Here is a 26,874-nt window from a genome sequence, read left to right on the forward strand (position 1 = left end):
CTCAACGAATTGCGAAATAGTCTATTATAGACTCTACCGTTTAACAGCCTGCTATCTATGAAGGAACGTTTTTTTCCGGCATTACGCAGATGTTCAATGGCAGCATGACTGTAAAAGTAGTCCCCACTCCAACTTCACTATTTACAGCAATCTCTCCACTCTGTAAGTCTAAACATTTTTTGACAATCGTTAGTCCTAGTCCATGACCGGGAATACTACTCACATTTGTCGCTCGATGAAATGAGTCAAACAATAGTTCTCGGTCGCCTGGAGGAATGCCAATTCCGTTGTCTTTTACCTGAAAAACTGCCTCTCCATTCTCACACAAAAGTTCAAAGTAGATATTGCTGCCTTCGGGTGAATATTTGATAGCATTCCCTAACAAATTACTAAATATATGCCGCAGCAGTTTTTCATCCAAACAAGCATCAGTACACTCACCTTGATTGGTGAAAATAATTCTATGTTTTGAACCAGAGCTGAATTGCATATGGTCTACCAAATCCCGGCAAAAGCATACTAAATCCAGGGGTTTTGGCTTGCATTCTAGTTTTCCTTCGTCTGCTTTTCCAAACTCTAAAACTTCGTTTAACAAATTGTTCAGCGAATGAACCGAGGTTTGAATAAGATAGAAATACTCACGTCTTCTAAGTTCTGTTAATTCGTGGCTATAAGATTCCAGTAGTTCAGCAGAAGATAAAATTGCGGTCAGCGGGTTACGGAATTCGTGGGCAACCATGAACCAAAAGCGAGATTTAAGTTCGCTTAATTGTTTTTCTTTTTCAAGAGCTACGCGAGTTGCTGCTTCGGCTAAATGTCTGCGAAGTGCGATTTCAATCGTAGTATGTAAATCTCTTTCATCAAACGGTTTAATTATATAGCCAAATGGATCTGTAATTTTGGCTCTTTCCAGGGTTTTTTTATCGGCATAAGCAGTTAAATAAATTACTGGAATATCGAAGTTTTTATGAATTTTTTCAGTGGTTTCTATTCCATCCAATTGTCCTTTCAACATAATATCCATTAACACTAAATCGGGCTGAATCTCCAATACTTTTTGAATCGCTTCCTCTCCCGAAGCAACAGAAGCGACAACGTTATATCCTAAGCGTTGCAAGCTCTTTACGATATCCTTGGCAACAATTCTTTCATCTTCAACTACTAAAATTTTTTCCTTTGCCATTTTTTTTATTTATGTCTTCCTAATGTTGCCGATTTCTGAAAATGTGATAAAAAAGCTTGTCCCTCTACGACTATCAAGTTCGATAGTCCCGTCTAATTGTTCAGTGAGGGTGCAGACTAACTCCAACCCCAAGGATTCAGTATTCCGGAAGTCCAAGTCTTTCGGGAAACCGATTCCGTTGTCACTGACGTTCAAAATAAATTGATGATTGCCGTTTGAGTAAATATTAATACAAATTTCCTTATCGATACTGGGCGTTGGAAAAGCGTGTTTTAAGGAATTGGATATTAATTCATTGATAATTAGACCACAAGGAATCGCTGTATCAATGTTTAGGTTAATGTCATTAACGTTTGTTTTCAGCGTAATTGCCTGAGAGCTTGCTTTGTAGGAACGAAGTAAATTTCCTGCCAGGTCGCGAATATACTCAGCAAAGTCTATCCTAGATAGGTCTTTGGACTGATACAATTTTTCGTGAATCAGAGCCATCGAGCGAATGCGATTCTGACTGTCCTTGAACATTCCCAGAACCTGTTCCTCTTTGGTATAGGCAGATTGCAGCTTTAACAGACTAGAAATAATCTGTAAATTGTTTTTGACGCGGTGGTGAATTTCCTTCAGCAGCACCTCTTTTTCTTTAAGCGAAGCCTTGAGTTGCTCTTCTGCTCGTTTGCGTTCGGCGAGTTCAGCTTGTACTTGCTGATAAAGTTCAGACTGCTGAATTGCGATCGCTACTTGCGTTGACAATTGTTTGAGCAAATCAATCTCAAACTCCCGCCACCGCCTGGGTCCCGAACAGTGATAGGCGCACAGCAGACCCCACAAATGTTCTCCTTGCAGAATCGGAACCACGAGACTCGCTCGGATATCATACAAAGCCAGGATATCGATGTGACATTGGGTTAACCCGGTGGTATAAATATCTGCTGTGACTTGAATACGCCCTTTTTTGTAGGCTTGGGCATAATTCTTCCCAAAGCAATTGTCGTGAATTGTGCTACTTAGAGCAGGTTGCCAGCCCTCAGCAACCGATTCGACAACGACAGTGCCACTCATATCTGGATTAAAACGGTAGATAATCACGCGGTCAGTTTGGAGAAATTGCCGCACTTCAGCGACGGCGGTGTTCAGAATTTCGTCCAAATTGAGTGATTGATGAATGCGAAGGGCAATTGTGGTTAACAGGCGATTGCGCTCAAGCTGTTCCAAGAGTTCCGCTGGGCTTTCCTGTCCTTGAGGTTCTAGGGTTTCATTGTGCGGGGGGAGAGAGGATTCGGCTTCAAACTGCTCGATCGATTGCTGCAATTGCTCTACTGCTGTAGATATTTGTGTGAGATCGAGCGTTTGCAAAAAACTGGTTTGGGTAACAATACCTAACAGCTCCCTGGGATTCTCCGACACCACAACTCGCTGCACCTGGTGCTGCTGCATTTCCCAAAGGGCAACTAACACTGAATCTGAGGGGCTTAAAGATAACACGGATGCCCTCATTACCCTAAACGCCTGTATCTGCGATAAATCCAGGCTGAGAGCCTGAAGATCGATGATGTCCCGTTCGGTGACAATCCCTACTGGCTTCAGGAGGGTTGTTAGCGTAGCGGTAGGTCGCACGTTTTGAGTTTTGTTAGTGTAGCGATGCGTAGGAAGTTTTGAGTGTTGAACCTTTGCTTCGCTCAAGGGATCGGGTTGAAGTTTTGAGTTTTCAATAGAACTCGACTCGGAACTTTCTTCTGTAAGCACAACACAATTGACCTGGTGTTCTGCCATTAATTGAGCTAAGCTCAGCGCTGAAGCCGTCGCCGGTGCTTGAATAACCGGGGCAGTCATTACTTCTGTCAAAGGCTGCGATTTGATTAGCTCATCGAGGGGCAGTGCTTGACGAATACTTTCGAGGGTGATAATGCCCACCACTTGCCTTTGCGCGTCTATAACAGGTAGGTGGCGAATTTGATGCTGGCGCAGGATTGACAATGCTGTGAAAATATTCTCGCTGTCAGATTCAGTCAGAGCGATGCTCGGCTGCGTCATCACCGAGGCAATATTGACTTCTGCTAAATTGATTCCTGAGGCAATTACCTGGATAGCATCTGTGTGGGTAAACACTCCGATTAACTGCAACCCTTCTACTACAAAGACAGCGCTAGCTCGTGCTTCGCTCATTAGCACTGCTTCTGGGGGTATCTTCAAACTAGGAAGTACACAACTGCTTTTCGCTTTGCCCATCATGGCGATCGCGTCCATCAGTGGGGTGTCAGCCGATACAGTCAGAGGACGACGATCGATGACAGATTCTAAGCTAAGCAATCCCTTTGTTGGCATGGGTCAACCTGTGTATTATTGCGGTGTATTGCAGTGGGCGATCGCATACTTGCATTTGCAATTCCTCTATTACCAAATAGATTTTGCGAAAAGCAGTTGCTCCTTCACTTAGGATTCCCGCCAGAACTGTATTCGGTATCACATCGCCGCCTCGCAACGGGATTTATTTGACACAAATTGCCTTCACACAAGTTGCCGCGCCTTTTGCGGTACAGTCAAAATTCACCAATCGCTACTACCGGCACCCTATTTGCGTGCAGGAAGGTAAATCTTTGATTCGTCTCTAGGCTTCGCGTGCTTTTGCCCTCATTCATCAAATTCATGACAGCAAGAAAACATCCCCGCAACCGTGAAATCCCATATGATTCGGATGTTTTACCAGGGCGATCGCTTTTTTACCACCTCCACCTTAGCTAGATCCTACCTAGCCAGAGAGTTAAGACAAAACCCTTTTTAGCATACCTTTTGTCAACCTCTTAAATCCTCTTACTAAAGGAATATTTAAATGGATATTGATTTCGACTAATATCTGCGCTGGCAACATCTGACAAAAGGGTGAAATCCTAATAATTGGGAAGATATATAGTGTTTAGCTGGATTGGGGCTTAAAATCAGTTCTGCTACATCAAATCAATAAAACAAAGTGAAAAATGAACTTAATTAAGCGCATTCCAAATATCCTGTTGCACCCCAAAAGTGAGTGGCGAGCGATCGCAAAAGAAACAACCTCTAGCGCTAGATTGTATAACACCTATATTGCTCCTCTGGCAGCGATCGCTCCAATCGCCGCAGCTGTTGGTTGGGCAGTTATCGGCATCAATACCTCTAGTATCGTTACGTCTCGGTTGCCCTTAGTGCCAGCTATTTTATATGCAGGTGTTAGCTTTTTACTAACACTATTAAGCGTATTTTTTTTGTCGTTGATTATTAATGCTTTCGCTCCTCAATTTTCAGCCGAGAAAAATCAGCTACAAGCTCTTAAAGTTGCTGCTTATGCCAACACACCTGCCTGGTTAGCCGGTATCCTCCGTGTAATCCCAAGTTTCACGATTTTCGCATTTCTTGCTGGGTTGTATAGCGTATATCTGTTATATCTGGGATTGCCGATTGTGATGAAATGTCCGAAAAATAAAGCAACCGCCTACACTGCGGTAACGCTTGCGGGTGCGGTTGTACTCTATGTATTTGTTATCGGGATTAGCAATCTATTTGTTAGATTTCCCAAACCAGCACTCTAAAAAATGTTGGAATCGGCAGGCACTGGGAAGCTGAAAAATATCAATATTAAACGGATTTATAGCGTGCAATATAAAGGCGGAACCTCACCCCCAGCCCCTCTCCGTGGACGGAGAGGGGGAAAGATTTAACCCCTCTTTGCAAGCGGAGAGAGGCTGGGCTGGGGTAGCATTTTTGCTGTTATTGAGATGCACCCAATTGAAAAAGGGCACTCTTTTGGAGTGCCCCTATATGAACTATGAACTGGCAACTTCTTAAAAATTGTCGAAGTTAGCGATCGCGTTTTTCATCTTCTCCAACACTTCTTCTACAGGAATGACCCCCACATCGCCAGCCGCGCGGGTGCGAATACTCAGGCTATTTGATTCCAGCTCTTTCGCCCCTACCACCGCCATGACAGGGATCTTGTCCTTTTCGGCATTGCGAATCATTTTGCCCATGCGATCGCCGCTGGTATCGACTTCCACGCGAATACCGAGCGATCGCATCTTCTGTGCCACTTCCTGAGCGAAAGGCAACTGGGCATCGCTCACCGTCAGCAATCGCGCTTGGACTGGCGCTAACCACAGCGGGAAATCCCCTGCATATTCTTCAATCAAGATCCCGATGAGCCGTTCCAAGGAGCCAAAGGGAGCGCGGTGAATCATCACCGGACGCTTCCGGGAACCATCCTCCGCCACATATTCCAAATCAAACCGTTCTGGCAGGTTGTAATCCACTTGGACAGTCCCCAACTGCCACTCGCGGTCTAAGGCATCGCTGAAGATAAAATCCAGTTTCGGGCCATAAAATGCGGCTTCGCCAATGCCTTCAAAGTAGTTCATGCCCAAGGTTTCCACGGCGCGGCGAATCGCTCCTTGAGACTTCTCCCAAGCTTCATCGGAACCGATGTACTTATCTGAAGCCGGATCGCGAAAACTGAGTCGCGCTTTGAAGTTTTTCAGTTGCAGACTCTTGAACACCGACAGAATCAAATCCACCACTTTCAGGAATTCGCTGTCTAGCTGTTCTGGCGTCACAAATAAGTGAGAATCATCCACCGTGAAACCGCGCACCCGCGTTAAGCCGCCCAGTTCCCCAGATTGCTCGTAACGGTAGACGGTGCCAAATTCCGCCAGACGCATCGGCAGTTCCCGATAGGAACGCAACTCGCTCTTATAGATTTGGATGTGGAAGGGGCAATTCATCGGCTTCAGGACGAATCCCTGTTCTATCGCCGCCGCCTGCTCATCTTCCGCCATCAGCGGGAACATATCCTCTTTGTATTTCTGCCAATGTCCGGAAGTTTTGAATAAATCGACTCTGGCAATGTGAGGCGTCACCACCTGCTGGTATCCGCGTTTCAGCTGTTCCTGCTTCAGGAAGTCTTCCAGAACACTCCGCAACACCGTTCCTTTCGGCGTCCACAGCGGTAATCCCGGTCCCACCGGATCTGAGAAAATAAATAATCCCAGTTCTTTGCCGAGTTTGCGGTGATCTCGGCGCAGGGCTTCTTCCTTGCGGCGCTTATATTCAGCCAGCTGTTCTGGCGTCTCCCAAGCGGTGGCATAAATGCGCTGGAGTTGAGCTTTCGTTTCATCCCCCCGCCAATAAGCACCGGCAACACTTTCTAGTTCGATTGCCTTCGGATTTAACTCACTGGTATTTTCCAAATGAGGGCCTGCACACAAATCCCACCATTGATCCCCCAAGTGGTAGATGGTAATTGGTTCCTCAATGTCTTCTAATATTTCTAGCTTGTAAGGCTCATTAATTGTCTTGATCCGACCTTCAGCTTCCTCGCGACTGACTTCTTCCCGAATCACTGGCAATTTCCGATTGATGATTTTGACCATCTCTTTCTGGATGGACTTCAAATCTTTTTCGGTAAATGGCTCTGGATTATCAAAGTCATAGTAAAAGCCGTTTTCTATCCAAGGGCCGATAGTCACCTGCGCTTTGGGAAACAGCTTTTGCACCGCCATTGCCATAACGTGGGAAGCGGTGTGACGGATTTTCTTCAACGATTCAGATTCGCTGGTACGGGGCAAATACATTTTTTCTGGCTGTTCTTGAGACGCTGGAGATTCTGAGACGCTCATCGGCGGTTCCATAAGGACGAAGAAACGGGCAATTAATCGGGTGTTACTGCCTCTATCATACCGAGGTTGTTTTTCCCTGGCGATGTGGTTGTTGTTTAAGAGAATCTAAAAATATTATTACGAATTGTAAACTACGTTAAGATTAAATTTAGATAGTATTCGGTTTTTGATTCATGGCTGCTTCCAACTTGCCTGAAAATGAATTGCTGAAAACGGTATTACAACCGCTCTTAGAAGATTTTCAGTATTGGTTTGCGCGATCGCGCGCTCTCTTAGAAACTGAAGAAATTACTTTTTTAAGTGCCCAACAGCAATCCGACTTACTGGATCGAGTCAAGCTTGCTCACGCGGAAGTCAGCACCGCTCAGATGCTCTTTCAAGCGACTGATGCTCAAGTTGGCATTGAAACGTCAGTTCTGATGCCTTGGCACCAGTTGGTTACTGAGTGTTGGCAGGTGTCGATGCGCTTCCACGCTGAGCAATCCACTTCCACGAACAAGTAAATCTAAGGGCGAAACATTTTTACGGAAAATCCGGGGGCAAGCATTACCGTTTCGCCACGAATGCGAAAGCCCCTATTGACGAACATCCCATTAGACTGTGCGGCTTGGAGGAAAATCGTATGTTACACCTGCTTTATTTAATTGCCTTTACTGTTCTGGCGTTTCTTGCTATAGGGAATATGCTCCGCAACTTGTTAACCATCAGTAGTATGGATTCTCAACGGCGCTACCCACCAGGGATGCAGTCCCAATTTAGAGATTCTCGCTCTCCTTATGGGTCAATCCCACACCCGGAACTATTAGATGATGCCGGGAACCCGATTAATGAACCGCTTCTCGTGATGCGTTCCATGACCGTAGAAGACGCCCGCGAACAATTGGACGCCCTCTATAAATCTTCTCCCGGTATCAATGGGGACACCGAGGAAGCATGAATCAGAGCTATTTCAAAAGTAAAATTGGATAATTTAGCCGAAAAATTAGCAAGGTTTTTTAGAGACTGGCAATCAGCTTGATAGAGCTAGGTGGGCATTCCCCACCCAGCTTCTAAATCAAGCTTCAATCACAACCCGCAAATTACCGCGTTTTTTGGCAACCCGACAGGCAGTGGTATTGCCGGAGCGCTCAAATTCCAAATCCAGCAAAGTCTGCCCCACTCTCAAGTTCTGTAGCGCTAGACGATTAATCGACTCCGGCAAAGCAGGATCGATAATCCGCAAGCAGTTATTGGGAGCATCGGGGACTAAATTTACCATCATTTGCAGCAACTGGAAGATACTGCCGGTTGCCCAAGCTTGAGGAGAACAAGCGACGGGATATTTGACCGTGGTGTTATCTTCTGTGCGTTCGTAACCGCAGAAAAGTTCTGGCGGTCGTTGATAAGGTTGCTGTAAAGTCATATCCATTAAAGCTTTGGCAAGTTCCAGCGCTTGCTCGATTAGACCGAGCGATCGCACCCCCATCGCAATCATGGCATTGTCGTGAGGCCACACAGAACCGACATGATAGCCCATCGGATTATAAGCCGGTGACAAACTACTGAGGGTGCGAATTCCCCAGCCGTTGAACATATCCGGTGCCCGTAGCCGTTCCGCGACGCTATAAGCTTTTTCTGGTGTCAAGATGCCCAAATACAGACAGTGACCGGGGTTTGAAGTAATACTATCAACCTGATTGCCGTCGCCATCCAAAGCCAAGGCGCAGAAATCTTCCTCTGGCATCCAAAAATCCCGATTGAAGCGATTCTTCAAATCTCTCGCCTCATCTTGCCACCTGTCGGCTAAATCAAGGCGCTTCTTCATGCGGGCAATTTCTGCCAGACGGATTTTGGCAGCATAGACATAAGCTTGCACTTCACAAAGAGCGATCGCGCCCATCGCCATCTGCCCCTTGCGATTCACAATACAGTCGCCAGAGTCTTTCCACCCCTGATTCGCCAAACCCCGCTTCGATTGACGTTGGTAGATGAGATAACCCGTTTCCTTGCTGTTGCGGTCAATCCAATCCATTGCCGCCAAGGCATTAGGCCACAGTAGCTCCAGGGTTTCCCGATCGGCTGTCCAGGCAAAGTGTTCCGCATACAGCATTAACCACAGCGGTGTCGCATCTACGGTGCCGTAATAAGGTGTATGGGGAATTTCTTCACAACGCGCCATTTCACCCAAACGCAGCTCGTGCAAAATCTTCCCAGGCTGCTCATCGCGCCACTCATTATCCGTCTTCCCTTGGTATTCAGCCAAGATCGTAAGAGTTTCGCGGGCAATTGTAGGATCGAGCATCAGCGTTTGCGACGCCGCAATAATCGAGTCGCGCCCAAACAACGTCGAAAACCAAGGCACCCCAGCCGAGAGTACCTTCCCTTTGCCGAAAGACTGGCGCAGTAAATAAGTATCCTGCTCGGCTCGCTCGATCGCTCGATTAAACGTGTTTTTGTCTGAGCGAATCCCGGTTACGTGTTGACGCCACTCTTGCTGCTCCGATAACTCTGCGGCTCTAGCCTGTACCAGTGTGACTGGGGCAGATACCCTAGAAGTGGGACGGTTATTGGTACGCATTTGCAGCCGATAGCCCAGTTTTTGGGTTTCGTGAGGCTCCATCTCCAGCTGCCAAACTGCCGTATAACCACTGAGAGTGTCTGGCTGGCGATGAACAAACTCGATGTGCGATTCCATTACAGAGCCATCCAACCCTTGATAAGCGAGCGTCATTTCTTGCTTTTCGGGTTCTGCGGCTTGACTTTTAGGCACGGCTCGTAACAGCTGCCCCTTGTTTTTTCGACCGTACCCCCGGACTACAAATAAGTCCACAAAATCCGCATCAAAGCTGAGACTCAGTTGAAAGCGAATGGAACTGGTGCTGTAGTTGGAAACAGTTAATTCTTCAAACAGCGCTCCATTTAGGACAATTTCTCGGTTAATTCCGATGGTGTCGGCTCGAAGAGGTGCAAAGTCAAAAATTGCCCCGCCGTCAATTTGCTCATTTGGCTCTAATTTATCCCCTCCCTCTAATCGCTCTCCTCCGTCCATGCTGGGATTGGTACACAGAACTGAAAGGGCAAATCCTTTGTCAGCTGTGCTACTGAGCAAGACGGGGGAGCGTCCGTTAATTTGCAGTTCCAGGCGACTAAGGAACCGCGTATCGGCGCAGAAAAGCCCCATGCTGGCATTCATGTCATCGCCTAAACACCCGGCAATGTTGCCCAGGGTATCGGTGACTAAAAACAGGTCATTGTCTTTAATAGTAAGAGTCGGTTGGGGGCGATCGCCAAGAACGCAAGGCCACTCTGGAATGGGCAGCTCTTGTGCGGGAACAAAGGTTTTTCCGTCCAGTTCAAGAATATCCGGTGCCATGAATCAGGTTTCTGCTCAAGAATACAGGGTCTTTGTGAGGCTTTAATCAGGGTCACACGATCTAATTTAAAACCTTACCCATCGCTACTGATATTCAGTAGAGGATCGAGGTTTCGACAAATGTGCCCTTTTTATACTTCTACAAATCTAATCAACGATCCGCTCTATCGTTCGGAGAGAACAAAATTTCCAATTTTTTTCCAACTCTCTTACTGCGGACGGATTTTTTCTTCGCTCAACCTGGTCAATCATGCCCTTTGCGGGGATGACGGCGTTAAATGGAAATTCAACAATACACCACACCCTGCATTCTATAGTACGCTCTATTTAAGGGATTATGTTGCACAATTCTCTGGCTTAAAAGTGTCTGTGATGAAGCAGCATCTCGTATAATAGATTGCTCTAGAAATTAAGGAGGTTCGCATCTGATGGGAGTAGAGGCACTGGAAATAGAAGCATTACAAATACTGGTGGATTCGCTTATCTCTTATAAAGGACGGCTGGTTGGAACTCCAGCCGCTCATACTTATAAAAAAGATAAAAATGAAATAAATATCCCCAAAAAAGTTAGTAGAGATACGCTGAATTATGACCAAGTTTTTATTCGTGATTTTGTTCCAGTAGCACTTTTATTTTTAGTTAAAGGTGAATTTTCCGTTCAACTTGATAACAAAAAAGAGGTTACAGTCAACGGCAAGGAAATTGTCAAAAATTTTCTAGAAGTAACGTTAGAACTACACCAGCAAGAAAGATCCGAAACTTTTTTGAATACGGGTCGAGTTTTAATGCCAGCTAGCTTCAAAATTATTAAGAATAAGAAGGGCAAAGAACACTTAGACCCCGATTTTGGTCAGCACGCGATCGCTAGAGTCACGCCAGTTGATTCTAGCCTCTGGTGGATTATCCTGTTGCGGGCTTATTGGAAAGCGACGGGCGACACCTCTTTAGTCCATCAAGCCGACTTCCAAGAAGGAATCAGATTAATTCTGGAACTTTGTTTTAGCGATCGCTTCGATCGAGAACCTACTCTCTTAGTTCCCGATGGAGCTTTTATGATTGACCGTCGAATGGGCATCTATGGATACCCACTAGAAATCCAAGTCCTATTCTACGCTGCCTTGCGTGCTGCTGATGAGCTACTCGACCGCAAAAATCACAACAATAAAGATATTCTCTCAGCGATAGAGAAACGATTGGGTTCTCTGGCTAACCATATTCGGACTGAGTATTGGATGGATATGGATCGTTTAAATCAAACCTATCAGTACAATGTTGAGGAATATGGGGCAACCGCTATCAACAAATACAATATCTATGCCGCATCTATTCCTTATGCTAATTTAGACGAATGGCTGCCAGAAGACGGGGGTTATTTAGTTGGAAATATTGGCCCATCGCAGATGGATTTTCGATTCTTTTCGGTTGGTAACTTGATGGCAATCGTTTGTTCCTTAGTTACCAACGATCAGTCCGAAAAAATCATGAATCTCATCGAAAAACGAGATAAAGAGCTAATTGGACAAATGCCTTTCAAAATCTGTTATCCAGCCATAGAAGACGAAGATTGGAGAATTTTGACGGGTTGCGATCCTAAAAATAGTCCTTGGTCGTATCACAATGGGGGAAGTTGGCCTGTTTTGATGTGGATGTGGGCAGCCGCCGCTCGAAAATTGGGTCAAGATTCAAAAGAAGAAGAATATATGCAGTTTGCAAAAGCAGCAATTGAAAAAGCTGGAAAACGTTTGCAAAAAGAAGATTGGCCTGAATATTATGACGGGAAAAGCGGTCACTTAATTGGTCGAGAAGCCAGAAGGCATCAAACCTGGACTTGTGCCGGGTATTTATTAGCAAAAGAATTGATGACGCCCTCTGGTTTAGATCCCTTAGAATTAATCAAATTCAAGGAAAAAACTTATGCCAAAAATTAGTAATTTGCTAGTGTTTTACTCCTTCCGGATTCCCCATTAGCGTCATTTGATAAGCTCGTTCATACTCATCCACCATCGTCTTGACGCTAAAGCGATTCAAAACGTAGTCTCGGCACGTCTGGCGGTTTAAGGTTATCGCTTGTGGAATTGCGTCAATCATTTCTTGCAGAGAGTGACAAACAAATCCACTCTTGCCATGCGCGATGACTTCTGGCACCGAACCCATCGCCATTCCAATCACCGGCGTCCCCGTTGCCATCGATTCAATCATTACCAAGCCAAATGGTTCCCGCCAGGTAATCGGGAATAGCGTCACGGTGGCACCTCCTAGTAACTGCGCCTTTTCTTCGTGAGAAACTTCACCGAGATATTGGATTTGTTCGCCATCAATCAGCGGTTTTATCTGTTCATGAAAATAAACTTTGTCTACCGGGTCAACCTTACCTGCCATTTTTAAAGGATAGCCGCTGGCACGAGCAATTTTTATTGCTCCTTCCGGACCTTTTTCTGGGGAAATACGCCCCACAAAGGCTAGATAGGGCGGTTCAATTGGTTTTTCCTGAAAGGGATATACTGCTGGGTCGATGCCGTTGTAGACCGTATGGATGTAATTTAAACCGAGTCGGGGTTCTCTCTGAGCTTCACTGATACTGATATAAGGCTCCCATGCAAATTGCCGGAATATTTTCTCATTATCTGGCGTGAAAATGCCGTGTGTTGTGTGTACGGTCGGCGTCTTCACAAAAGGCGTATAGGGCAGAGCTGCATAGCCGACGTGGGAGTGAATAATATCAAAGTGATGCGCCTGTTGATAGACCTGAGAGAGCATCATTAGCTCATAAACTCCAGGCTCTTTAATCTTTGAATCTAAGCGCAGCGCTTGGTTATGCACTGATTTCATCTGAGCTTTTGTAATCGAGTCTCCAGAGGCGAATAATGTTACCTGATGACCGCGCCGAACTAATTCATCAGTTAGTAAACTGACAATGAGTTCAATCCCGCCGTAGCGAAAAGGTGGCACTCGTTCCCACAGCGGTGCAATTTGGGCAATTCTCATAAGAAAAACTGGAAGATGACAATCTTCAAAATCTTAGCTTAGTTTGCTCTGTTTAGAAACTAGATGTTTTCACCGTTAGCGATATTTGTTGCGAATCACATTGCGGATACTCCAGTAAAAGTTACTCCACTCTTCTACGAAGGTTTTAAGCATGAGAAAAGCGAAACATATAATTCCTACTGTAATCGCAGCGACTTTTAAAAGGCTTATCTGGGCACCCGCTATTTTAAATATTCCAGCACAGACTAGAGCAATGATTCCTCCAATTATTAGGGATTTTACAGTTTTAAAAACAATAACGATAATCACCATAAATATAGATTCTAATCCTGAAAACAAGACATTTATCGCTTTAACTAACTCATTTCCATAACTTACAAGTAACCAACTACTAATCCCTAAACCTGCACAAATTAGAATAATGTTAAGTATTATCATTATTTTGCCCTGATTAGTTCTTAACTAAAGATACTATGCTTCAACAAATCTGAGAATGAAGAAAACACTTAAAAGTTCCAGATTTTAACCAGCCTTTAGCTAAAAATACATAGAAATTGAGCATTTACTTCACCATATTTACCAAATCGTTGTTTTTCTCAATCTTAAACCAGAGGCGATCGCTATCTTGGTAGCGATCGCCTCTGGATGTCCTGACTTTAAAAACTGCTGAATCCTGTAGAGGCGGGGTTTTCCCGCCGCTGCTGTGAATTGCAAGAGGACATGGGAAAGAAGATTTGGCACCAAGATTTGCATATTTTAAGCCCATGACCTTTTCATTAGAAGATAGGACTGAAGACAGAAGGAATCAATAAGAGTCAGAACTGTGCAAATTTACTAGGGATTTTCACAAGCCATTTTTGCAGTGTATAGAGTCTTTTGCATATCTTCAGCCTTACCTGTTAGTTTTCCAAGCGTTTCTTGTAAATCCTGATTGGACTGGCTAAAGCTCAAACTGAATGACAATTGAGCGAACAGTTATTTATGCAGACGTAGAAAGGGGCTGATGTATTTGAGTATTCTGGGGACGCTGACTGGTGATAAGCATCTGCATCGTTGCCGGGGGTGCTAAGGTAACGCCACGACGGACAGGTTTAACCGGACGTTGATCGGTGAGAGCTAGTTGATAACGCGAAAGCATCTTCGCCAGTACCAGCTTCATTTCAAACAAGGCAAATGCCATCCCGATACAACGACGATTGCTGCCACCAAAGGGCAAATATTCATAGGGAGAAAATTGCCGTTCCAAAAAGCGCTCAGGCTTGAAAGAATTTGCTTGGGGGTAAATATCCTCACGGTGATGAACCAGATAAATACAGGCAGCAAGCGGTGTACCGGCATCAAATTGATAGCCCATCAGTTGCACTGGCGATCGCGTAATTCGACCAAAAGTAAATATCGCCACTGGATAAATTCGCAACGTTTCCGAGCAAACAGCGTTGAGGTAGGGAAGTTTAGAAATGGCGCTGACATCTGAAACATCCCCAACACTATTCAGTTCCTGGAGAAGCTTGTCATGTACCTCTGGCTGACGGTGTATCCAATACAATGCCCAAGCGATCGCTGAAGCCGTGGTTTCGTGACCCGCCAACAGGAGGGTCATTAACTCATCGCGCAATTCTTCATCCGTCATTGGTTGCCCATCAGTATCCCGCGCAGACATCAGCAGCGTGAGAATATCTGTGCGATCTGGATCGAATTGCTCCCGGCGTTGCTGAATCTCATCGTAAATGAGTCGGTCAAGTTGCTGCCGTCGGCGAAGAAATTTTCCCCAAGGACTCCAAGAACCCAAATCTCGTTGGAGTGATGGAAAAAAGAGGACGGCGGAGGAAAGGGGAGAACTCACAGCATCCAGCATCGAAGTAAGGAGTCCCTTGAGTTCCTGGAAACGCTGACCCTCATTGATCCCAAAGACAGCGCCTAAGATGGTTTCCAGAGAAATCTCTTGCGCGGTGGCACGAATTAGGAAGGGTTTGCCAATCGTTAGCCGATTCATGACTTCCTCGGTAATGTCACCAATCAACTTGCCGTAAGCTCGCATTCGTTCCCCGTGAAAGGGGGGAGTCAATAGCTGTCGCTGGCGCTGGTGGCGATCGCCATCTAGTAATATCAGAGATTGGTCGCCCAGCAAAGGTTGTAAAATCTTATTCCCACTACCGCTGTTAAATTGTCTGGGATCTGCCGTTAACAGCTCCTGAATTCCTTGCGGATTGCTAATGAGTACATACGGGGGAAAGCCACCCCAGCGGGCTGTGAAGCAGTCACCATAAGCTTTAACAGATGTTTCTAGGTACTGCACGGGTTGGGAAATCCATTGGAGTAGTTGCAGGAATTGCGACGTCTGCGACCCATCAGGCAGTGTCATAGCGTTTTTCCTTTTATTTTTTCCTTTTATCGATCGCAAAACTAAGCTAGCAGAGGCAGCGATGCGATCGCTGTAATCTGGGGCGAAAACCTTCCACTAGAAAACCTTCCACTACAGGATAATTCGACGTCAGCGTTTAGAGGATTTCAACGAGTGCAATCCTCAGCCTTCAGTCGTAAAAGTGGATCGATGCATTTTGTCTAAAATCTAGCCCGGTGATGATTTGGGGTCTTCGGCAAGTCAGTAGAGTTCAGAGGGTACTGTTTTCAACTATGCGATCGCCAAGTCATGCTCCAAGTCCTATTCCCTCCTGTAAGTAACTATATTCTTAACGTGTTGGTAATTGGTCTACTCCTGCTCATGGTCACGCTGGGATCGAGCTGGATTTCGCGAATACCCCTCTCCTATGCGATCATTTACCTGATCGTGGGTATCGGATTAGGGCAATACGGGCTTAAGTTAATTCAGATACGACCAGACGCGGAGTTTCTGGAACGACTAACGGAATTTGTGGTGATTGTCTCCGTTTTTGGCTGCGGTCTAAAGATGAATCGCCCATTCAGATTAAGGTCGTGGAACACAACGGTGCGGTTGATTGGATTTCTGATGCCGATTTCAATTTTTGCGATCGCTGCCGTTGGTCATTGGTTTTTAAAAATGGATTGGGGTCCAGCGATTTTACTCGGTGCAATTCTCGCCCCAACCGATCCCGTCTTGGCTTCAGAAGTTCAGATGGGAGATCTAAAAGATAAAGATGAGCTGCGCTTTGGTTTGACTTCGGAAGGCGGTTTAAACGATGCGCTTGCTTTTCCGTTTGTTTATTTCGGGATTCACGCCTTAAAAGATAGCAACTGGGACAACTGGTTTAAACAATGGGTAGCGGTTGATTTACTTTGGGCGGTCGCGGCTGGCATTGTCATGGGAATTATCGCGGCAAAAATAGTTGTTTTCGTTGACCAGCAACTGCAACGTTTCCGCCAGGTCGATGAATTGATGGAGGATTTTGTTGCTCTCAGTACGATTTTGATCGCCTATGCTTTGACAGAAATTGTTAACGGCTACGGCTTTTTGGCAGTTTTTGTGGCTGGAGTCGTCGTTCAGCGGAGTTACCGCGATCCCGAAAAGAAAATTTCGCAATTTGAATTCACCGAACAACTTGAGAAACTACTGGAAGTCGCAACAATTTTGATCTTAGGAACGCTATTGCGGTATGAGCCGATTCGCCAGTTTGGTGGTCAGGGTCTCTTGGTAGCAGTCTTGTTGATTTTTTTGATTCGACCTCTGGGCGTTTGGATTAGCTTTCTCGGTCGTCGCTACCCCTCTGAAACCCGCTTTTTGTTTGGCTGGTTCGGCATTCGTGGCGTTGGTTCTTTATATTATCTTTCCTATGCTTTTGGCGAAGGTTTAAAAGATACTTTGGGCGAACAAATTGCCTGGATTACTTACATCGTTATCGTGATTTCTATCTTTTTGCATGGGATTAGTGCTACTCCTTTGATGAATTGGTACGAACACAATATCAAGAGAGGAGGCAGGCAAAAGAAACAAAAGGTTACTGCTGATTCTTGATAATTCAGTAAGGACACGGCAATGCCGTGTCCTTACTGAATTATTTCTAAATCCCATGACTTTTGCCAATTACCCAATGACGGCGGAAGAAACGCGAAAGCGCTGATTCTTCTAGGGACAAATAAATTGGACGACCGTGGGGACAAGTGCGAGGATGACGAGTTCGCTGCCATTGCTCTAAGAGAGTTTGCATCTGGGGTAAGCCGAGAGGAGTCCCGTTGCGGATGGCGGTGCGGCAGGCGATCGCTACTTGAGCAGTTTGCAAATCTCCACCTAAACTGAGTTCCACTAAGGCGTCGGCACAATCTTCTCGCTCTCGTAAGGGTGCGGGTGCGGTGCGAATTGCCCACAGTTGCTCGCCAAAAGGTTCTATATCTAAGTTGATCTGTTCGAGTTGCTGGATCTGGGCGGGAGAGAGATGATTCAAGATGACGGGGGGTTCTAGGGGGACGAGTTGCCAAGCTTGGCACAACTGCTCGTACAAAACCCGTTCGTGGGCAATGTGCTGCTCCACCAACCACACCCCAGCCGGATGCTCTGCCACAATGTAGGTGTTGTGAACTTGGGCAACGGCTCGGAGTTCCATCAATCCAATGTCATCAGTTTTCTTTGCCTGAGTATCGGTTGGGTGCGATTGCAGGGAACGATTGACGCTGTAGGCACTTTTTGCTTCCGCTGCTTTGATCAGGCGGCTGACTCGCTCTGGGGTTTTTTCCAAAATCGTCCCCACATTCAGACGCAAGGCTTGCTCAATCGCTGATGTCACCTGTTCTTGCCAGTAATTGAGCTGGTTTAAGTAAATTTCGGCTTTGGCGGGATGGCGGTTCCAGTCTATTTGACTGGCACAAATGAAAAGATGCAGAAAACAGATCGGATAGCGATCGCGCGGTAGCGTTCGCATTAAAGCCCCCAGGATCGTTTGCTCCAGTTCCGGCGACTTTACGTGCCTTCCATTCATCGCCACTCGTACCCAATCGGGACGGCGGCGATGGCATCTGTCTGGCAAGCCGAGTACCACTGTCAGGGTTGAGTTTAGAGTGGAGTTGGATTCTCCGCCGCTTCCCGGCGTGTCTGTTGCTGTTTTTTCTGGAAGCGTGGGCACTTCCACTGTCAGATGCTGCAAATCACTCGGTCGGATTTCCCGGAGAATTTGAGGCAAAATCTGTTGCGCTGTCTTCCCAGGACTAATGGTGAACCATTGGCGGTCATTTTGCTGAACCTGCCAGGTGACATGAGGATGACAAAGGGCGATTTGCTGAATCGTCGCTTGCACTGATCTGAGTTGTTGAGCGACGGAAGGCATTCCCTGACGCCGCGCCAACCAATTGCCAAACAGATTAGAGACGGTGACAACAGTACCGGGCGCGATCGCTACAGTTTCCACCTGCACGAATTCCCCGACTGAGTTATAAACCACTCTCCAACCTTCACAACTTCCCGCAGAACGACTAAAAATCTCCAACTCTGCTAACGCTGCCAAACTGTGCAACGCCTCTCCCCGAAATCCCAGACTGCTAATTTTCCACAAGTCTTCTAAGTCGCGGATTTTGCTGGTGCTGTGGGCAGTTGCAGCTTGTTTCAGGTCTACCAAATCCATGCCGCAGCCATTGTCTGCGACTCGTACCCGCCACTGTTCCGGCGATAGGCAAATGCTGATGCGCGTTGCACCAGCGTCAAGGGCATTTTCCGCTAATTCCCGCACCACAGCCGCCAAAGAGTCAATAACCTCTCCAGCTGCGATTAAATTTACTACCTCTGTCGGTAGAGTTTGAATACTAGACACCATGAGATCCAGTTTAGTTTAGGTGAGAGTTGCTGTTTATTTGCCGCAATTTTGCCGAAAATATTTGTCAATTGGGATAGGAATTCTAACACTTTACTCTGCCTAAAGAAGGATTATTTAAATGTTCTTTCTCCAGAAAGAGAAGTTAAATATCAAATTTTGATTAAATTTCCATTGAAGAGATCAATTACTTAGAGTTTTTTTATGAGTGACATTCAAAACAACATTGAAGGCGCTAAAGACAAAGCCGTAAGTGGCGTTGAAAGCGCTAGTGCCAAGGTTCAAGACACCATTTCTAAGGCAAAAGAAGCCCTTCCAGATATTACTCCCACCCCACCGGGAATGAAAACGCAGTCCAGCGTGAATGACCTGAAATCCCGTCTGGAATGGGGCGAGCCAGCTTTAACAATTCTCGATGTGCGCGAGCGCGGTGCCTTCAACGAAGGCCACATCATGGGAGCCATGTCCATGCCGATGGATGAATTAGTAGAGCGTGCGAAAACTAGCCTTCGTCCCGCCCGCGATATCTACGTCTATGGCGACAGCGACACCGAAACCTCTCGCGCAGCTTCCGAACTTCGCTCGGCTGGATTCCAGTCCGTGGCTGAACTCAAAGGCGGTTTTCCTGCATGGAAAGCGATCGCGGGTCCTACAGAAGGGGCTGCTGAATCCCAAAATCCTCCAGGAGCACCGGGATACAATCCTGTCTCTGCAACAAAGAGTCAGGTACAAAAGTAGATTTAGCGATTTGTCAGTCGTCAGTTCTCAGTAGTGGGTTTCAATCAACCATGACGATTGACGCTTATCCAATAGTGAGCCGCGTCCCACGGGTTAAACCTCACTAGCTCGATATCACCCAAATTTATCGGCTGTTGTGGCATGGGTGGTCTGATCCCTAAGGCAGCAATAACTTGATACCCGACGGCTCTTGCCAGTTTTGGCGGCACGGCGTTTCCAATTTGTCGAAACCCGTGCCATTTTGTTGTGTGGAAGCGGAACCAGTCCGGAAAAGAGTGCAGTCGCGCCGCCTCGCGGACTGAAATCACTCTGGGATAAGTTGGATGAATCGGACGGGGAGAGGTGTAGCGACCGCCTCCAGAACCCGTACCGGCTCTTAAGGTATGAGACAGGGTATCCCAATTCAACCGTCGAAAGCGACTCACCGATTCTAGCTGTCCGGGCACTGTTTTCTCGAACCGTTCAATCGAAGCTGCTGTGTGTTGGGTTCGCAGAGAGCTGGTCAACAGATGAGGATTGACTAGCCGAGGATAGGCGAAATTATTTGGTTCGGGTGCAATCCCCATTAAGTGCTGTGCATAGATGCTGGCTAATGTCTCCATCTGCTCTAGTTGTCGCTGCTGTAGTAAGACTTCATCGGTTGTCAGGAGTTCGGGAAAATCATCTAGATTGGGGAGATCAGCGATCGCATCCTTCACAGTGACTCGAAAGGATAAAGAGTGAAAAATCAAAGGATTCTTCTTCTTGCCTCTTTTCTTTGGTAAGGAAGTCTTTGGCAAGGAAATATCGGGGAATGAAGTATCGGGGAAGGTTGTCTTAACGCCCTTACCTGCGACAAAACCTGCGACAACAGGATAAGACAAAGGCACCTCTCCGGCACGAGTTCCTAATAAAAATAGCCTTTTCCGATTCTGCGGCACCCCAAAATCTGCCGCATTCAATACCTGCACGGGTTCGGTGATGTGGTACTCAACAGATTTAAACGCACTCTTGAGTCGCTCCAGATAAATCGCGTGTTCTTTCTGAGCAATGCCGGGTACGTTCTCCATGAGAAAGTAACGGGGTTGTAGTTCAATGACTAATCGGCAGAAATGCAACACCAAATCGTTGCGCTCATCGTCGAGACGCCGCTTGCCCATTAAAGAGAAGCCTTGGCAAGGGGGTCCCCCAATTGCTAAATCAATTTCACCATTCCAAGCGGGGGCGGGTAGGGAAACTCCGCTGCTACCCTTGTGCAATGCCCATCTCTGTAGCGCTTTTCTAATTGCCTCAGCGGATAGCGTCCTCGCATCTGCACACAAAACCTCGGTATGGGGAAAGTTAAAGGCATGAACGGCTGCGTGAACGGGGTCAACTTCAACTGCCACCGCTACATCAAACCCAGCCTGCTCAATCCCTAAAGAAAATCCACCCGCACCCGCAAATAAATCGACCGCAACCGGACGGCGATAGAAATGAACCATCCCCATACAGGTGTTCTGACTTGGTAGAGAATTTGTATTCTATCGTCAGTCTCTAAAGCGCAAAAATTTTTTTCCAGTCTCTTGACGCTCTTGTATTATATTTGTAGTATATGAATATCTAATTTTGAAGCCATCTGCCAGTAGCCGTGGAAGCGAAACCGACGCTTTTAGGCGAAGTGATTTTATCTCCAAGAGCAGACGGCGCTTATAATTTTCTGCTCCGCGCCCAGATGAGTGAAGCATACACACCTAGGGTTCTGGTTGTCGTGGGTTCAAATCCCATTATCTCCAATTGGAGGTATAGCTCAGTGGTAGAGCATCAGAAAAAGTGAAACGGCTTTGCCGACTTGCGCGGAGCTTATAATTTCCCATTCTTCAAGCGTTCACCCCGTATCCAAACCGAGAAAGCTTACATACTTATTTCCAAAGTAACCAAGAGCTTTCTCAACTTGTACGGGGTGACTTATATCGAGGTGATTCCTGTGCAAACAGCCGAGCGTGACTTGCGTTTAGATATGTTGAATAGTCTGCTAACCACGCCTCACCGGGAGCTAGAGAAGGTGAGTGAAGTTCACAAGACGATGGTGGAAAGCGACCCCATCTTCTATGGACATTTGGCAGTCTGGTATCAGCGCAATGGGGATGTCCGCGACCACAAAGAGGTATTTGTTGGGAGTCTGCTTACCAGTAGTTTAGGGGAACACCGCGATGCTGGTTATGTGCTTTTGCAAGAGTTTCCGCCTTATCAAGTCGCGCGGATTGTAGACTTCTTGAAGCAACACCGGGGTAAGTTGCCGCGTTCTACTCGAACTGCGGTGCGGCGCTATCTGAAGGAACGGGAGAAAAATCCTGCGTTCTTCGATCGGGCAGCGCTCCGGGCACGGAGTGCGATGAAGCACCTGTATGCTAGCTTGCATATTAAACCGAGCGATCGCGCGGATGCAGTGTTATTCAAGGACAACCCGCCAGAAGATAGTTTAGCCTTTGCGCTAAAGCTGATGGCGATCGCATCTTCACCCTTAGAACAAGCGCAACTGATTGTAGAACACAAAATTCCCTACACAGTTGCCGTGGGAGCCATCAAACAGATGACCCCCACCGTGCTAGTCGCGCTAATTAACTCCATGACACCCCAAGAGGTGATTAATAACCTCCAGTCGCTCCAAACTCGCGGTGCGATGGGAAACCCCCAGGTAAAAGCACTCATCGACGAGAAATTAGAGAAAGCGCAAACTGATGGGCGGGTAGCAGCCTTAAAAGGGCGCGTTGCGGCAGACGCGACGGAACTAGACGCCGAAACAGCCGCAAAGTTAGAGCGCGTCATGGACGAGCAGGTAAAAAAGCGTGGCAAAATTGCCAAACCGACTGCCTTATTAGTAGATAAATCTAGCTCGATGGAAAGCGCCATCGAAGTCGGAAAGCGCATCGCTGCCCTCATTTCCGGGATGGCGGTGGCAGATTTATTTGTCTACGCCTTTGACACCATGCCTTACCCCGTCAAAGCGTCTGGGAACCAGTTGAGCGACTGGGAACGGGCATTCCAGCACATCAAGGCAAACGGTGCCACCAGCATCGGTTGCGGGTTGGAAGCGATGCGCCTGAGAAAGCAACTGGTTGAGCAAATCATCCTAGTGACGGACGGAGGAGAAAATAAAGCTCCCTACTTTGTGGAAACTTTCGACGCCTACAAGCGCGATCTCAAAGTAGAGCCAAGCGTCCTCATCGTCAAAGTAGGTTATTCCTACGATTGGTTAGAGCGCAAGTTACAGGAAAAACAGGCGCAGATAGATACTTTCACCTTTGCGGGTGATTACTATTCTCTACCGAATTTAATCCCGCTTTTGGCTGCTCCTTCGCGTCTAGAATTGCTGATGGCAATTCTGGAAACACCGCTACCCGTGCGGGATGATAAGTAGCAAGCAAGTAGGGTGGGCAAAAGCCTACCTTACTACTCCAAGCCTTGGCTTGTCGTTGTGGGAAAAATTATGGTCTATTGATGTAGGCGATCGCTTCTGTGACTTGCTGGGAAATCAGTTGTTGGAGTTCGTCTCTGGCACGTTGTTGCTGATACTCGGCACCTTCTTTTGTGGTGGCATAGAGAGGGGGCACTCTATTCAAGACATAGGCAACAATATCTCCCAGCTTCTGGATGCAATCGCTTGTGGCTTCAATTTCCTCCAACTGTGCGATCGCCTCTTCTTGCACCAATTCTTCCATGACGTTGACGATCTTTTCACCCGGCTCGGTTGGCTCAAGCTCTCCTCCAGTAGGAGGTCTGCGTCGTGGAGGTTTTGGAGGCTCGCCTGAATCAAATTCCGTCAAGGGTGTTGCATCATCAACGGACGATTCATACCGAGAATTTAGCGTACCTAAAGGATAAGTTGATGGTCGGGAATTTGGATTTGTCATATAGCTCACCAGTACCAATGCTTCATTTTTAGCATCTGTCGTAATTTTGCCAGTGCGATGGCTTGTAGGGTGAGTATTGGCCGCGAAAATCCTAGATTCCTACAAAGGCTTTTATATTAAATTGGCTTGATTGAGATCAATGCTTCCAGTTTGAGCCAACAATTACCTGACAAGCAATGCCTGCCATTCAGTTCAATCAAAGGTAAATTTCTTTTTTACTCAAGATTTTCCAGTTGAGATGTAGAAAGTCTAATTAAAAGTCATAGAGCCTTATTCACTGCTTCCTCACCTGGAAAAGCCTTAGCAACATTGGGTGCTAGCAATACTAAGTTAGTGCTTTGTTTGTAACGTTCAACATACTTCCCCTTGACATAGCCATCCATTTGAGCAATGTCGTATTCAGCACAAAGTTCATCATCAAACTCGGTGTTAATTTCCTTCTTTATTAAACCTTTGTTCTCTGCGCGTTGCTTCTTTTGCAGCGATCGCTACCTCCTCCACAAAGACGGTACTGAGTTGCATTAGCCAAATATCAAACTCATTGCACGGTAATACAGTAGGGGCACACGCCTGTGCGCCCCTATGATTGGGAAAATAGAAACGATCGGGAATCTGCCACAACCATCCTGTAGTACCTTATAATACAAATATTCAATTTCCCTTTCTTCTTTCCCACTCAGGACTCAAGAGGCGATTCATCGCGTCTCTACACATTTAGCCCTCAATGCCGCTCTTTGTAAAAAATCGCCGCACATCCCTAGATACTTTGCGTAAACGCTATGATGCAGCAACGATTCTCGACGTAACTTCTCGCAGTACCGAACCTTGGGTTCGCTTTAGCCCTTTTTATCCGCATGGTGGAATTCCCGTTCCTTTTTCCCCAGGACACTTCAGCTATACCGTTGAAGGAATTTGGCAAGGATTAAAAGTTTTTGAGTCTGCGGATGTAGATCCGGGCAAACTAGCGATCGCTAATATGAAAGGGATCAAGCGCACGACACAAACTTTCGGCAAGGTTCTAGGGCATCGTGCAGGCTTAACCGGAGACAAATTATTGTCCTATGTAGAAGCGCGTCGTGCCATCTACCTACCATCGTATAAATGGGTACTAGAGAACCGCCTTCAGAACCTACTTGCGGAACTCAAACAGCTAAGTGCAGACCAAACAGTATTGTTATTAGATTATGAAACAAACTGCGATTTAGACGATTTATCGAGTCCTTTATCCCACGCAGGATTGGTCAAGCGATATTTAGAAGATGACTGGTATTGTTAAGCTAAAAAGAGCGACTTAATGAATAATTCTCGCTTAGTTAAAATTAGCAAATATCTCAGCAAGCATCTTCGGCATACTCCTGAAGCCATTGGTCTTGAACTTGCACCTGGTGGCTGGGTTGCTGTTGATGAACTTCTAAAAGCGTGTGCAGATCGTTCTTTTATGCTTACTCGTGCTGAACTTGATGAAGTTGTTGCTAAAAATGACAAAAAACGCTTTTCTTTTGACTCAACAGGTACCTTAATTCGGGCGAATCAAGGACATAGTACAGAAGTTGATTTGCAGCTAGAAGCCGTTGTTCCTCCAGATGTGTTATACCACGGTACAGGACAGGGTACAGTCGAATCAATTTTGAGTACAGGACTGTGTAAAATGTTGCGGCACCACGTTCATCTATCGAAGGATATTTCCACCGCAAAAACTGTCGGCGCACGACATGGTCGTCCAGTAGTTTTTGCTGTAGATGCGGCGGCGATGCACAAAGCAGGATATGAATTTTACTGTTCTGAAAATGGGGTTTGGTTGGTGGATTGCGTTCCAGCCGAATACTTGCAACAAATTTAATGGCAGCTTGGAAAAAAATTAAGCGCATTACTTTCTCATCATTCCATCACAAAGCAAGAAGAACTGAAACTATGGGATCGGGATATTTCGGAAACGACGAAAGCAATCCAGGCAACAAAAACCCGCAAGCCAAAGGCTTATTAGGTGCAGGTTGGCGACCCTTAACTCGGCAGATAGACTGGGGATTTCTTTGGCATTTAGTATTTAACGATTCCAAAGAGCTAAGCCAGAAAACTTTGGGTTTAGCAAGCGACATTGCTGATGCAATGGGTCGCAACGAATATACTTGGTGGGCAAATATTTTAAATGTATTTTCTGAAAGTACGCGATATGAAGTTGATGAATTCTGGAATTACATCACCCCAGATCCTCCAACTCCAGATTATCGCTTCCAAGACGTTTTAAGTGTTGATTCGCCGGTGATTCAATTTGTCAGTCGTAACAGCATTCCCATTGAACACGTCCTCAACCGGCTACAGGAAATAACGATTTTCAAAATTCTGGAATTATTGGGTCGTCCAGATATGATTACCCAGTATTATCTAGATCGATATTTTTATTTTCCGGTAGATCGATTTGTTAACTGGGAACGTCTGGATATCATTAACACAGTTTATGCCTATTGGCCTCAACAGCAAGCTTGGTTAGAAATTGAAAATTTAGATCGGGGACGGCGACGCTATACCCTAATGGCGAAGGAACTAGCGCCACTGATCAATAAAGCAACTTTCAATCTTGCAGTGATGCTGAGTGGCTACCAAAGTCGTGTAGGAAAAATTCACGGCGAATTTCCAATTCGGTCGTTTCCCGCTGACATTCAAAGTTTTACTGATACGGTACAGCAGGCAATTCTCGACCAAAGTCAGTTGGCGGTTCTCGTCCACGGAGATCCGGGTACGGGGAAAACTGCTTGGACGCAAGCTGTAGCACAAGAAATTCTCGCGCCTCTCGGATATGTGATTTTTATTCTGGATCACGATGCGGTTGAGAATTTTGTACCACCAAGTTACTTAGAGCGAATTTGTCTAATTATTAACGAAGCGGATAACTTAGCAAAGAATCGCGCTTCTGAAGCCGCTCAAAATAATAATAAGACTGAGCATATTTTGAGCTTACTGGATGGAACATTGTATCAAAGCGTGATTGATGATTCGGGAATTCATACGAAGCAAAAGTTAGTGGTTTTGATGACTTGCAATACAACTGAAAGATTAGATCCAGCCGTTTTACGCAAAGGAAGAGTTGATTTCACTTATGAATTTGCTCACCGATTTGTGTAAGGTTAGATAAATGAAGATACAAGGTTGTTATTTAACCACAAATAAATAAAGAAAGAAGAGACATATATGTATTCTATTTAACTGGCGACATAAGCTTTGCTGAACAACGGCATACGGAAAAGGCAATAGTGTTATGTTAATTTAAACACCCATTTTGTAGGCTGGATTGAGGTAACGAAACTCAGCATCATCTTGGGAATATTGGTTTTCGCCGCTCAATCAAACCTACAGTTGCCCGCAGTCAGCCTTATCACTATTTACAAAAAAAATTAAC

General features: G+C 46.1%; 21 protein-coding genes. 10 read left to right on the plus strand and 11 right to left on the minus strand.

Annotated features, from left to right (window positions below; translation table 11 throughout):
* Nucleotides 1-55 precede the first annotated feature (55 nt).
* Together NDA03_RS15740 and NDA03_RS15745 are read right to left on the minus strand one after the other, a co-directional pair.
* Entirely contained in the window at nt 56-1,183 is a 1,128-nt protein-coding gene (locus NDA03_RS15740) for an ATP-binding protein (RefSeq protein ID WP_190411606.1), read from the minus strand.
* A 9-nt stretch (nt 1,184-1,192) separates the two neighbouring features.
* Nucleotides 1,193-3,502, minus strand: a complete 2,310-nt coding sequence (locus NDA03_RS15745; protein WP_348238538.1) for a CBS domain-containing protein — start codon at nt 3,500-3,502, stop codon at nt 1,193-1,195.
* A gap of 650 nt (nt 3,503-4,152) precedes the next feature.
* On the opposite strand from NDA03_RS15745, the gene NDA03_RS15750 reads away from it, so the two are divergent.
* The gene (locus tag NDA03_RS15750; protein ID WP_348238539.1) at nt 4,153-4,740 is read left to right on the plus strand and encodes a Yip1 family protein; all 588 of its coding nucleotides are present in this window, start codon (nt 4,153-4,155) and stop codon (nt 4,738-4,740) included.
* A 252-nt stretch (nt 4,741-4,992) separates the two neighbouring features.
* Here NDA03_RS15750 and thrS read toward each other — a convergent pair whose 3' ends face one another.
* A complete protein-coding gene (gene thrS / locus NDA03_RS15755; RefSeq protein WP_190411609.1) occupies nt 4,993-6,819 on the minus strand; it encodes a threonine--tRNA ligase in 1,827 nt (608 codons plus the stop codon).
* Between the two features lie 173 nt (nt 6,820-6,992).
* Between thrS and NDA03_RS15760 the strand changes: the two genes are divergently transcribed.
* Together NDA03_RS15760 and NDA03_RS15765 are read left to right on the plus strand one after the other, a co-directional pair.
* Entirely contained in the window at nt 6,993-7,322 is a 330-nt protein-coding gene (locus tag NDA03_RS15760; protein ID WP_190411610.1) for a DUF2605 domain-containing protein, read from the plus strand.
* Nucleotides 7,323-7,441: 119 nt separating this feature from the next.
* Nucleotides 7,442-7,756, plus strand: a complete 315-nt coding sequence (locus NDA03_RS15765) for a DUF2973 domain-containing protein (protein WP_190411611.1) — start codon at nt 7,442-7,444, stop codon at nt 7,754-7,756.
* 117 nt (nt 7,757-7,873) lie between these two features.
* Here the strand turns inward: NDA03_RS15765 and NDA03_RS15770 are convergent, their stop codons facing one another.
* Nucleotides 7,874-10,171: an amylo-alpha-1,6-glucosidase gene (locus NDA03_RS15770; RefSeq protein ID WP_348238540.1), complete on the minus strand. Its 2,298-nt coding sequence runs from the start codon at nt 10,169-10,171 to the stop codon at nt 7,874-7,876.
* 428 nt (nt 10,172-10,599) lie between these two features.
* Between NDA03_RS15770 and NDA03_RS15775 the strand changes: the two genes are divergently transcribed.
* The gene (locus tag NDA03_RS15775; RefSeq protein ID WP_190432495.1) at nt 10,600-12,099 is read left to right on the plus strand and encodes a glycoside hydrolase 100 family protein; all 1,500 of its coding nucleotides are present in this window, start codon (nt 10,600-10,602) and stop codon (nt 12,097-12,099) included.
* A gap of 7 nt (nt 12,100-12,106) precedes the next feature.
* On the opposite strand, the gene NDA03_RS15780 is transcribed toward NDA03_RS15775, so the two are convergent.
* The 4 genes from NDA03_RS15780 to NDA03_RS15795 all read right to left on the minus strand — a co-directional run bounded on the left by NDA03_RS15780 (nt 12,107) and on the right by NDA03_RS15795 (nt 15,518).
* Nucleotides 12,107-13,156 (minus strand): glycosyltransferase family 4 protein, encoded by a 1,050-nt coding sequence (locus tag NDA03_RS15780; protein ID WP_190432493.1) that lies wholly within the window; start codon nt 13,154-13,156, stop codon nt 12,107-12,109.
* Between the two features lie 75 nt (nt 13,157-13,231).
* Entirely contained in the window at nt 13,232-13,594 is a 363-nt protein-coding gene (locus tag NDA03_RS15785) for a hypothetical protein (RefSeq protein WP_348238541.1), read from the minus strand.
* A gap of 138 nt (nt 13,595-13,732) precedes the next feature.
* A complete protein-coding gene (locus tag NDA03_RS15790; protein ID WP_348238542.1) occupies nt 13,733-13,897 on the minus strand; it encodes a hypothetical protein in 165 nt (54 codons plus the stop codon).
* Nucleotides 13,898-14,135: 238 nt separating this feature from the next.
* Entirely contained in the window at nt 14,136-15,518 is a 1,383-nt protein-coding gene (locus NDA03_RS15795) for a cytochrome P450 (RefSeq protein ID WP_348238543.1), read from the minus strand.
* Between the two features lie 288 nt (nt 15,519-15,806).
* Between NDA03_RS15795 and NDA03_RS15800 the strand changes: the two genes are divergently transcribed.
* A complete protein-coding gene (locus tag NDA03_RS15800; RefSeq protein ID WP_190411618.1) occupies nt 15,807-17,087 on the plus strand; it encodes a sodium:proton antiporter in 1,281 nt (426 codons plus the stop codon).
* A 46-nt stretch (nt 17,088-17,133) separates the two neighbouring features.
* Here the strand turns inward: NDA03_RS15800 and mutL are convergent, their stop codons facing one another.
* Nucleotides 17,134-18,873 carry a DNA mismatch repair endonuclease MutL gene (gene mutL, locus NDA03_RS15805; protein ID WP_348238544.1) on the minus strand — a complete coding sequence of 580 codons (1,740 nt, stop codon included), beginning with the start codon at nt 18,871-18,873 and terminating at the stop codon, nt 17,134-17,136.
* Nucleotides 18,874-19,074: 201 nt separating this feature from the next.
* On the opposite strand from mutL, the gene NDA03_RS15810 reads away from it, so the two are divergent.
* Complete coding sequence (locus NDA03_RS15810) at nt 19,075-19,608, plus strand: rhodanese-like domain-containing protein (RefSeq protein ID WP_190411620.1); 534 nt, start codon at nt 19,075-19,077, stop codon at nt 19,606-19,608.
* A 44-nt stretch (nt 19,609-19,652) separates the two neighbouring features.
* On the opposite strand, the gene NDA03_RS15815 is transcribed toward NDA03_RS15810, so the two are convergent.
* Nucleotides 19,653-21,071, minus strand: a complete 1,419-nt coding sequence (locus tag NDA03_RS15815; RefSeq protein ID WP_348238564.1) for a DNA cytosine methyltransferase — start codon at nt 21,069-21,071, stop codon at nt 19,653-19,655.
* Nucleotides 21,072-21,553: 482 nt separating this feature from the next.
* Between NDA03_RS15815 and NDA03_RS15820 the strand changes: the two genes are divergently transcribed.
* Complete coding sequence (locus NDA03_RS15820) at nt 21,554-22,987, plus strand: hypothetical protein (RefSeq protein ID WP_348238565.1); 1,434 nt, start codon at nt 21,554-21,556, stop codon at nt 22,985-22,987.
* A 67-nt stretch (nt 22,988-23,054) separates the two neighbouring features.
* Here NDA03_RS15820 and NDA03_RS15825 read toward each other — a convergent pair whose 3' ends face one another.
* Nucleotides 23,055-23,480, minus strand: a complete 426-nt coding sequence (locus tag NDA03_RS15825; protein ID WP_190411622.1) for a late competence development ComFB family protein — start codon at nt 23,478-23,480, stop codon at nt 23,055-23,057.
* Nucleotides 23,481-24,204: 724 nt separating this feature from the next.
* Between NDA03_RS15825 and NDA03_RS15830 the strand changes: the two genes are divergently transcribed.
* The 3 genes from NDA03_RS15830 (at nt 24,205) to NDA03_RS15840 (ending at nt 26,600) form a co-directional block, all read left to right on the plus strand.
* Nucleotides 24,205-24,756, plus strand: coding sequence for a hypothetical protein (locus NDA03_RS15830; protein ID WP_348238545.1), 552 nt, complete (start codon nt 24,205-24,207; stop codon nt 24,754-24,756).
* Between the two features lie 18 nt (nt 24,757-24,774).
* Nucleotides 24,775-25,320: an RNA 2'-phosphotransferase gene (locus NDA03_RS15835; RefSeq protein ID WP_190429776.1), complete on the plus strand. Its 546-nt coding sequence runs from the start codon at nt 24,775-24,777 to the stop codon at nt 25,318-25,320.
* 71 nt (nt 25,321-25,391) lie between these two features.
* Nucleotides 25,392-26,600 carry an AAA family ATPase gene (locus NDA03_RS15840; protein ID WP_190432469.1) on the plus strand — a complete coding sequence of 403 codons (1,209 nt, stop codon included), beginning with the start codon at nt 25,392-25,394 and terminating at the stop codon, nt 26,598-26,600.
* Nucleotides 26,601-26,874: the final 274 nt, after the last annotated feature.

This window comes from Trichocoleus sp. Lan (assembly GCF_039961855.1).
Classification (GTDB): Bacteria; Cyanobacteriota; Cyanobacteriia; order Cyanobacteriales; family FACHB-T130; genus FACHB-T130.

Coding starts and splice junctions, on each gene's coding strand:
- NDA03_RS15740 (WP_190411606.1), bottom strand. CDS start 1,183: ATGGCAAAGGAAAAAATTTTAGTAGTTGAAGATGAAAGAATTGTTGCC.
- NDA03_RS15745 (WP_348238538.1), bottom strand. CDS start 3,502: ATGCCAACAAAGGGATTGCTTAGCTTAGAATCTGTCATCGATCGTCGT.
- NDA03_RS15750 (WP_348238539.1), top strand. CDS start 4,153: ATGAACTTAATTAAGCGCATTCCAAATATCCTGTTGCACCCCAAAAGT.
- thrS (WP_190411609.1), bottom strand. CDS start 6,819: ATGAGCGTCTCAGAATCTCCAGCGTCTCAAGAACAGCCAGAAAAAATG.
- NDA03_RS15760 (WP_190411610.1), top strand. CDS start 6,993: ATGGCTGCTTCCAACTTGCCTGAAAATGAATTGCTGAAAACGGTATTA.
- NDA03_RS15765 (WP_190411611.1), top strand. CDS start 7,442: ATGTTACACCTGCTTTATTTAATTGCCTTTACTGTTCTGGCGTTTCTT.
- NDA03_RS15770 (WP_348238540.1), bottom strand. CDS start 10,171: ATGGCACCGGATATTCTTGAACTGGACGGAAAAACCTTTGTTCCCGCA.
- NDA03_RS15775 (WP_190432495.1), top strand. CDS start 10,600: ATGGGAGTAGAGGCACTGGAAATAGAAGCATTACAAATACTGGTGGAT.
- NDA03_RS15780 (WP_190432493.1), bottom strand. CDS start 13,156: ATGAGAATTGCCCAAATTGCACCGCTGTGGGAACGAGTGCCACCTTTT.
- NDA03_RS15785 (WP_348238541.1), bottom strand. CDS start 13,594: ATGATAATACTTAACATTATTCTAATTTGTGCAGGTTTAGGGATTAGT.
- NDA03_RS15795 (WP_348238543.1), bottom strand. CDS start 15,518: ATGACACTGCCTGATGGGTCGCAGACGTCGCAATTCCTGCAACTACTC.
- NDA03_RS15800 (WP_190411618.1), top strand. CDS start 15,807: ATGCTCCAAGTCCTATTCCCTCCTGTAAGTAACTATATTCTTAACGTG.
- mutL (WP_348238544.1), bottom strand. CDS start 18,873: ATGGTGTCTAGTATTCAAACTCTACCGACAGAGGTAGTAAATTTAATC.
- NDA03_RS15810 (WP_190411620.1), top strand. CDS start 19,075: ATGAGTGACATTCAAAACAACATTGAAGGCGCTAAAGACAAAGCCGTA.
- NDA03_RS15815 (WP_348238564.1), bottom strand. CDS start 21,071: ATGGTTCATTTCTATCGCCGTCCGGTTGCGGTCGATTTATTTGCGGGT.
- NDA03_RS15825 (WP_190411622.1), bottom strand. CDS start 23,480: ATGACAAATCCAAATTCCCGACCATCAACTTATCCTTTAGGTACGCTA.
- NDA03_RS15830 (WP_348238545.1), top strand. CDS start 24,205: ATGCCGCTCTTTGTAAAAAATCGCCGCACATCCCTAGATACTTTGCGT.
- NDA03_RS15835 (WP_190429776.1), top strand. CDS start 24,775: ATGAATAATTCTCGCTTAGTTAAAATTAGCAAATATCTCAGCAAGCAT.
- NDA03_RS15840 (WP_190432469.1), top strand. CDS start 25,392: ATGGGATCGGGATATTTCGGAAACGACGAAAGCAATCCAGGCAACAAA.